The organism is Protofrankia sp. CiP1_Cm_nod1 (genome assembly GCF_920888515.1).
Classification (GTDB): Bacteria; Actinomycetota; Actinomycetes; order Frankiales; family Frankiaceae; genus Protofrankia.
Map to the genome: position 1 here is coordinate 1 of NZ_CAKKTM010000419.1, position 6896 is coordinate 6896.

Here is a 6896-nt window from a genome sequence, read left to right on the forward strand (position 1 = left end):
TCCGCGCTCCGGCCCCGTCCCCGGTGCGGCGGGCGCGCGGCGACCGGCGACCGCGGGCCCGCCGCGCCGGAGACGGGTGGGACGGGGCGGGACGGGGCGGGACGGGGCGGGGTGGGACGGGGTGGGGCAGGTCAGTCGACGGGCTCGGCGATCCAGGACATCAGCGGCCGCAGCTGGGCGCCGACCTGCTCGATCGGGTGCTTCTTGCCCTCCTCGACGAGCTTGGTGAACTGCGGGCGGCCCGCGTCGTCCTCGGCCACCCACTCGCGGGCGAACGAGCCGTCCCGGATCTCGCCGAGGATGCGGCGCAGCTCGTCCTTCACCGCCTGCGTGATCACCCGCGGGCCGCGGGTGACGTCGCCGTACTCGGCCGTGTCCGAGATCGAGTAGCGCATCCGGCTGATGCCGCCCTCGTACATCAGGTCGACGATCAGCTTGAGCTCGTGCAGGCACTCGAAGTAGGCGACCTCCGGCTGGTAGCCGGCCTCGACCAGCGTCTCGAAACCGGCCTGTACCAGGGCACTCGCGCCGCCGCAGAGCACAGCCTGCTCGCCGAAGAGGTCGGTCTCGGTCTCCTCGGTGAAGGTCGTGCGCAGCGCGCCGGCGCGGGTGCCGCCGATCGCCTTGGCGTAGGCGAGCGCGAGCGCGAGCGCGCCGCCCGACGCGTCCGCCTCGACCGCGACCAGCACCGGGACGCCCTTGCCCTCGGTGAAGGTCCGCCGGACCAGGTGCCCCGGGCCCTTCGGCGCGACCATGAACACGTCCACCCCGGCCGGCGGCTCGATCAGCCCGTACCGGATGTTGAACCCGTGGCCGAACGCGAGCGCCTTGCCCGGCGACAGGCTGGGCGCGATGGACTCCGCGTAGATCTTACGGTGGGCGGTGTCCGGCGCGAGCAGGATGATCACGTCCGCCTCGGCCGACGCCTCGGCCGGGGTGAGCACCCGCAGCCCCTGCTCGGCGGCCCGCGCCCGGCTGCGGCTGCCCTCGGGCAGGCCGACCCGGACGTCCACGCCGCTGTCGCGCAGGTTGAGGGCGTGGGCGTGGCCCTGACTGCCGTACCCGATGACGGCGACCTTACGGTTGGTGATGTTGTCGAGCGACGCGTCCGCGTCGTAGTAGATCTCGGCCATCGTGGGCGAATCTCCTCGATTCTTCGTCAGTGGGCCCGGCGCAACCGGGCCCACGGGATCTCCATGGCCCTCAGGCCGTCCGGTCGAGAGCACGCAGACTACGGTCGGTAATCGATCGCGGGCCTCGGCCGAGGGCGACCATGCCGGACTGGACCAGTTCCCTGATGCCGAACGGTTCGAGCATCCGGATGAGGGCGTCGAGCTTGTCGCGGGTGCCGGTGGCCTCCACGGTGACCGCGTCCGGGGCGACGTCGACCACCTTCGCGCGGAAGAGCTGGACGGTCTCGAGCACCTGCGAACGGACCGACAGGTCCGCCCGCACCTTGACCAGGACCAGCTCCCGCCGCACCGCGGCCGACGGCTCCATTTCGACGATCTTGATGACGTTGACCAGCTTGTTGAGCTGTTTCGTGACCTGCTCGAGCGGTAGCTCGTCGACGGACACGACGATCGTCATCCGGGAGACGTCGTCGTGCTCGGTCGGCCCGACCGCGAGCGACTCGATGTTGAAGCCGCGCCGGGAGAACAGCCCCGCGACCCGGGCGAGCACCCCGGGCTTGTTCTCCACCAGCACCGACAGGGTGTGCGTGCTCACGGCCTGAACCTCTTCCTACAGTTCTTCATAGTCGAAATCGGGGGCGATGTCCCGGGCGATCCTGATGTCGTCGTTGCTCGCGCCGGCGGCGACCATCGGCCACACCATCGCATCCCGGTGGACGACGAAGTCCACCACGACCGGCGCGTCGTCGATGGCCATGGCCTTGTCGATCGTGGCGTCGACCTCGTCCGGCGACTCGCAGCGCATCCCGACGCAGCCGAGCGCCTCGGCGAGGCGCACGAAGTCCGGCACCCGGCGCGTGCCCCGCGGGGCACCGGACGCGCTGCCGGCACCGGGGCCGCCGCCGGTGCCGGCGCTGGTGCCGGCACTGTCCGGCCGGGTGCCCAGGTCGGTGTTGGAGTACCGCTGGTCGTAGAACAGGGTCTGCCACTGCCGGACCATGCCGAGCGACCCGTTGTTGATGATCGCAACCTTGATCGGGATGCCTTCCAGCGCGCAGGTGGCCAGCTCCTGGTTGGTCATCTGGAAGCAGCCGTCACCGTCGATCGCCCACACCGTCGCGTCCGGCCGGCCGACCTTGGCGCCCATCGCTGCGGGCACCGCGTAGCCCATCGTGCCCAGTCCACCGGAGTTCAGCCAGGTATAGGGGTTCTCGTACGAGATGAACTGCGCGGCCCACATCTGGTGCTGGCCGACCCCGGCGACGTACAGCGCCTGCGGGCCGGCGATCCTGCCGAGCCGCTCGATGACGTACTGCGGGGCGACCGAGCCGTCCGTCGGCAGGTCGTAGCCCAGCGGGTAGGTCCGGCGCCAGCCGTCGACCTGCCGCCACCAGCCGGCGAGGTCCGCCCGCGGCTCGCCCTGCAGCGCGGCGACGAGATCGTTGATCACCTCGCGGCAGTCCCCCACGATGGGCACGTCCGCCACCCGGTTCTTGCCGATCTCGGCCGGGTCGATGTCGGCATGGATGACCGCGGCCTTCGGCGCGAAGGAGGCGAGCCGGCCCGTCACCCGGTCGTCGAAGCGGGCGCCGAGGGCGATCAGCAGGTCGGACTTCTGCAGGGCGGTCACCGCGGCGACCGACCCGTGCATCCCCGGCATGCCCAGATGCTGCGGGTGCGAGTCGGGGAACGCGCCGCGGGCCATCAGCGTCGTCACCACCGGGATGCCGGTGAGCTCGGCGAGCGTACGCAGCTCGGCGGCGGCCCGCGCCTTGAGCACCCCGCCGCCGACGTAGAGGACCGGCCGGCGGGCCGCGCTGATCATCCGGGCCGCCTCGCGGATCTGCTTGCCGTGCGGGCGGGTCACCGGCCGGTAGCCGGGCAGGCACAGCGTGGGCGGCCAGATGTCGGCGGGCAGCACCGACGTGGTCGCCTGCAGGATGTCCTTGGGCAGGTCGACGAGTACGGGCCCGGGTCGTCCGGTGGAGGCGAGGTGGAACGCCTCGGCGATCGTGCGCGGGATGTCGTCCGCGGAGGCCACCAGGAAGTTGTGCTTGGTGATCGGCAGGGTGATGCCGCAGATGTCGGCCTCCTGGAACGCGTCCGTCCCGATCGCCGCGCTCGGCACCTGGCCGGTGATCGCCACCAGGGGCACCGAGTCCATGTAGGCGTCCGCGATCGGCGTGACCAGGTTCGTCGCGCCCGGCCCGGACGTCGCGATGCACACGCCCACCCGTCCGGTGGCCTGCGCATAGCCCTCGGCGGCGTGCCCGGCACCCTGCTCGTGACGGACCAGGATGTGCCGGAGGCGCTCGGCGTCGTACAACGGGTCGTACGCCGGGAGGATCGCGCCACCGGGGATGCCGAAGACCACGTCGGCCCCGGCGGCCTCCAGCGAAAGGACCAGCGACTGCGCTCCGGTGATCTGACTGCTCATCTGATCGTCTTCCTTGACGTTCCACGGTGGTGACGGGTGGGTGGGCCGGGCACAAAAAAACCCCTCGTGCCGAAGGCACTGAGGGGCGGCGCACGCAGTCCTAAGATCGGCTACGCGCGCTCCACAAGTACAGGAATCGCAGGTGCGAGGATGCCACTGAGCATGGCTCTAACCATGCCCCGACATCCCCGCCCCCGTCAAGCTCATCAACACCCTCGTCACCCAACACCGCGCCCACCGCGACGGTGCCAGGTACCCAAGACGCCGGCAGCCCACCCACACCCCTGGCACGTCGGCACCAGCCCCAAGCCTTCAGCGTGCCGTTACCGACCTCGGACTCCCCCGTGGATCTTGCCTGATGTGAACGGCGATCCAAGAACCTCCTGACGACCAGCTCCCGCCGTCGACAGGGCCGTTCACAGCGTGGCGGGTAGGCTCACCAGACCGGTGGATCATGAGATCGAGTACGTAAGTGGCTGCCGGAGCGACCACTTACGTACTCGATCTCATGATCCGACGCTTCTGACGCCGGGAGCTTCGTGCGGCTCTGGCCGGAAATACCTACGTCACGTGGGCAGCTGACAGCGCCCCGGTGTCTCCGCTTCGTCTGGCACCGGGGTGGGCCTGAGGTGAGGTGATAGGTGTCATGTCGGCGTCAGCTCCCAGGGTGACATGCAGGTGTGGCGCTCAGGCGACGACTGGGGCCAACGGAATAAAAACGGGCGGAAAAAACATAGGCAAAGATGCTGGACAAGATATCACACAAGCAAAAAGAGTTAATTCCGTCATGACGGGATGACGGGATGACGGGATGACGGGATGACGGGATGACGGGATGACGGGAAACTTGCATGGCGAGGAGAGTTGTTCCCGCCGTCGCGGGATCGGCGTTCCCTGTCCGCGAGGGGAAACGGGTGGTTCAGGGCTGAGCCGGCGGTGGTTGTTCGAGGATGTCCGCGAGGGCGTCGGTAAGGCTGCCGTGGCGTATGCTCCACACGAGCATCGCCCGCCATGTCTCGTCTTTCGACACTGCTCTGCCGGTACGACGCCGGAGGTCGCGGACGAGATCTTCGAGTGCCTCCTCCTCGGCGAGGGTGAGGTTGACCGTGGTCTTACGTGGCCGGGCGGCCGGCGGCACGCCTGCGACCCTGCCGAATGGGACCAGGGCAGATCGGGCCCGCCGTCCAGAAAGACTCGACAGCGTTCTACCAGGAACAGGTCCGCCGCCAGGAACAGCTGTGGGGATCGAAGCGGCCGGCGACGGACTGGGCGAGCCGTCGGAAGTATCCGCGGGATCGGGCCTCATCGGCCATCGACCGGCCGTCCTCCACCGACGAGCGGGGCAGGACGTCCGTGGACGTCGAGCAGATGGCGCCAGGCAGGCATGGGAGCGCTCCGGAGGTCCGTGGAATACGCGAATTCCCGTGCTCTCGCCTGAGAGCGGGGGCACGGGGCAGGCGAAACCGAAAACAGCCTGCGCGCCCGGTGTGCGGCACAGGAGACAACGACGCGAAAGACAACGGAACGAAACAGTACATCGACAGAATGTCGCCAGACGCCGTTGTCTGCACCACCGGCCTGCCCAGCAGGCGACTACCCGGGATCGGGGTCGGCAAGCGCGCCGAGCGCAAACACGGTCACGGTACGCAGTGTGCCATGCAAAGCGTCACCATGTCGAACATATACACATAAAAGGCGACCATCGTTTCCCTGTTGTTTTCCACGTAACAGAACCTTCGCTGGCAACGTGCCAGCAACAGGAAGGCGGGCAAGCGCTCGTCAGGAACCGTCAGAAGGCTGTCGTCAGGGTGCGGTGTCAGGGTGTGGCGTCGAGGTTGGCCAGGAAGTGGGCGGCTATGGGGGCCGCGGACTGGGCGCCGAAGCCGCCGTCCTCGACGATGACCGCGAAGGCGACGTTGCCGCGGTAGCCGACGAACCAGCCGTGGGTCGGCGGCGGGCTGCCGTCCTTGTACTCGGCGGTGCCGGTCTTGCCGCGCACCTCACCGGGGAAGGCCACGCTGTTCGCCGTCCCCTCGGTGACCACCGCCCGCATGAAGTCCTGCAGCGTCGGGACCACCGCCGCCGGCAGCGGGTTGCTGCGCGGCGCCGTGCCGGTCACGAACGGCTGGTGCCAGGTGCCGCTGGCGGCCGCCGCTGCCACGCTGGCCATCTGTAGCGGGCTCGCGTTCACCTTGCCCTGTCCGATGGCGTCCGACGCCGATTCCACAGCGTCCTTCGGCGTCGGGAAAGAACCGCCGACGCTCGCTATCGGCAGTGGCTGGCTGCCGTCGAAACCATAGAGTTTCGCGGCCTGCTCCAATGCCGTGTCCGGCAACGACTGCTCCAGCCGGATGAACGCGGTGTTGCAACTGCGGGCGAACGCCTCCCGCAACGGGATAACACCGAACTGCTCGGCCTCGGCGTTATTGAAGGTGCGCCCGCCGACCGCCACGGTCTGGGTGCAGTCCAGCGGGGTGTTCGCGTCCTTCCCCGCGATCAGCGCGGCGGTCGCCGTGACAATCTTGAAGGTGGACCCCGGCGGATAATGGCCGTTGATCGCCCGGCCGTACCCGTTGAGCGGGTGGTTCACCAGGGCGAGGACACCGCCGGTGCGCACGTCGACGGCCACCAGCGCCCCGGTGGGCTTGGACGCGGCCGCCATCGCGGCCTCGCCGGCCCGCTGCACCTTCAGGTCCAGCGTGGTCTGCACGTCCTTGCCGTCGGTCATCGGGTACGACCGCAGGGTACTGACGGTCTCGTTGCGCTCGTTGCGGACGACCACCGTGCCGCCCTGCGGGGCGAGGACCGCGTCGTGGACGCGCTGCAGTCCCGACAGCGGGGCCACCTGGCCGACCAGGTTGCCGGCGAGCTCCGCGTCGCCGCTCAGCGGCTGGCCGTTGGCGTCGACCAGCTGGCCGCGTTTACCCTTGGACGTCGTGCGGTCCAGCCGCAGGCCGGGTGCTGCCAGCGCGGGGTGGATCGCGTCCGGCCGGGCCTGGACCTTCCATGCCTTCCCCTGACGGGCGAGGTGCAGCACGCCGTCATAGCCGTACGGCTCGGGGAAGCTGGCCAGGGTGAGCAACGCCGAGTAGCCGACCGTGGCGGTCGAACCCGTCCGCTCCAACGCACCCGGGACGAAACGGGCCCCGGTCACGTTCAGCCTGGTCCGGGCGTCGGCCATGGACGTCACGAGCTGGTCAACGTTGATCGTCCCCGGCACGGCCACCGCGGTCACGCCGGCCCTGCCCTGCTCCTGCGCGGCCGTGAGCGCGACGCTGGCGGCGGGCACCGCGCTGGGCCCGGCGCTGGCGGGCCCGGCGCTGGCG

At 69.7% G+C, this 6896-nt stretch carries 4 protein-coding genes and 1 pseudogene; all 5 read right to left on the reverse strand.

Translation table 11 applies throughout. The annotated features are described in order from the left end of the window. Nucleotides 1-131 precede the first annotated feature (131 nt). Nucleotides 132-1133, reverse strand: coding sequence for a ketol-acid reductoisomerase (gene ilvC / locus NBX02_RS18885; RefSeq protein ID WP_250286698.1), 1002 nt, complete (start codon nt 1131-1133; stop codon nt 132-134). Nucleotides 1134-1203: 70 nt separating this feature from the next. Beyond that, nucleotides 1204-1728, reverse strand: a complete 525-nt coding sequence (gene ilvN, locus NBX02_RS18890; protein WP_250286696.1) for an acetolactate synthase small subunit — start codon at nt 1726-1728, stop codon at nt 1204-1206. 15 nt (nt 1729-1743) lie between these two features. Then, nucleotides 1744-3609 (reverse strand): annotated as a pseudogene (locus tag NBX02_RS18895) (acetolactate synthase large subunit); the annotation flags it as partial. A gap of 880 nt (nt 3610-4489) precedes the next feature. Beyond that, entirely contained in the window at nt 4490-4708 is a 219-nt protein-coding gene (locus tag NBX02_RS18900; protein ID WP_250286692.1) for a hypothetical protein, read from the reverse strand. Between the two features lie 678 nt (nt 4709-5386). Continuing rightward, on the reverse strand, nt 5387-6896 hold a 1510-nt coding region (locus tag NBX02_RS18905; protein ID WP_250292442.1), incomplete at its 5' end, for a penicillin-binding transpeptidase domain-containing protein.

Excerpts from the sequence above, each read along its gene's own strand:
- ilvC (WP_250286698.1), bottom strand. The coding sequence starts at position 1,133 with ATGGCCGAGATCTACTACGACGCGGACGCGTCGCTCGACAACATCACC.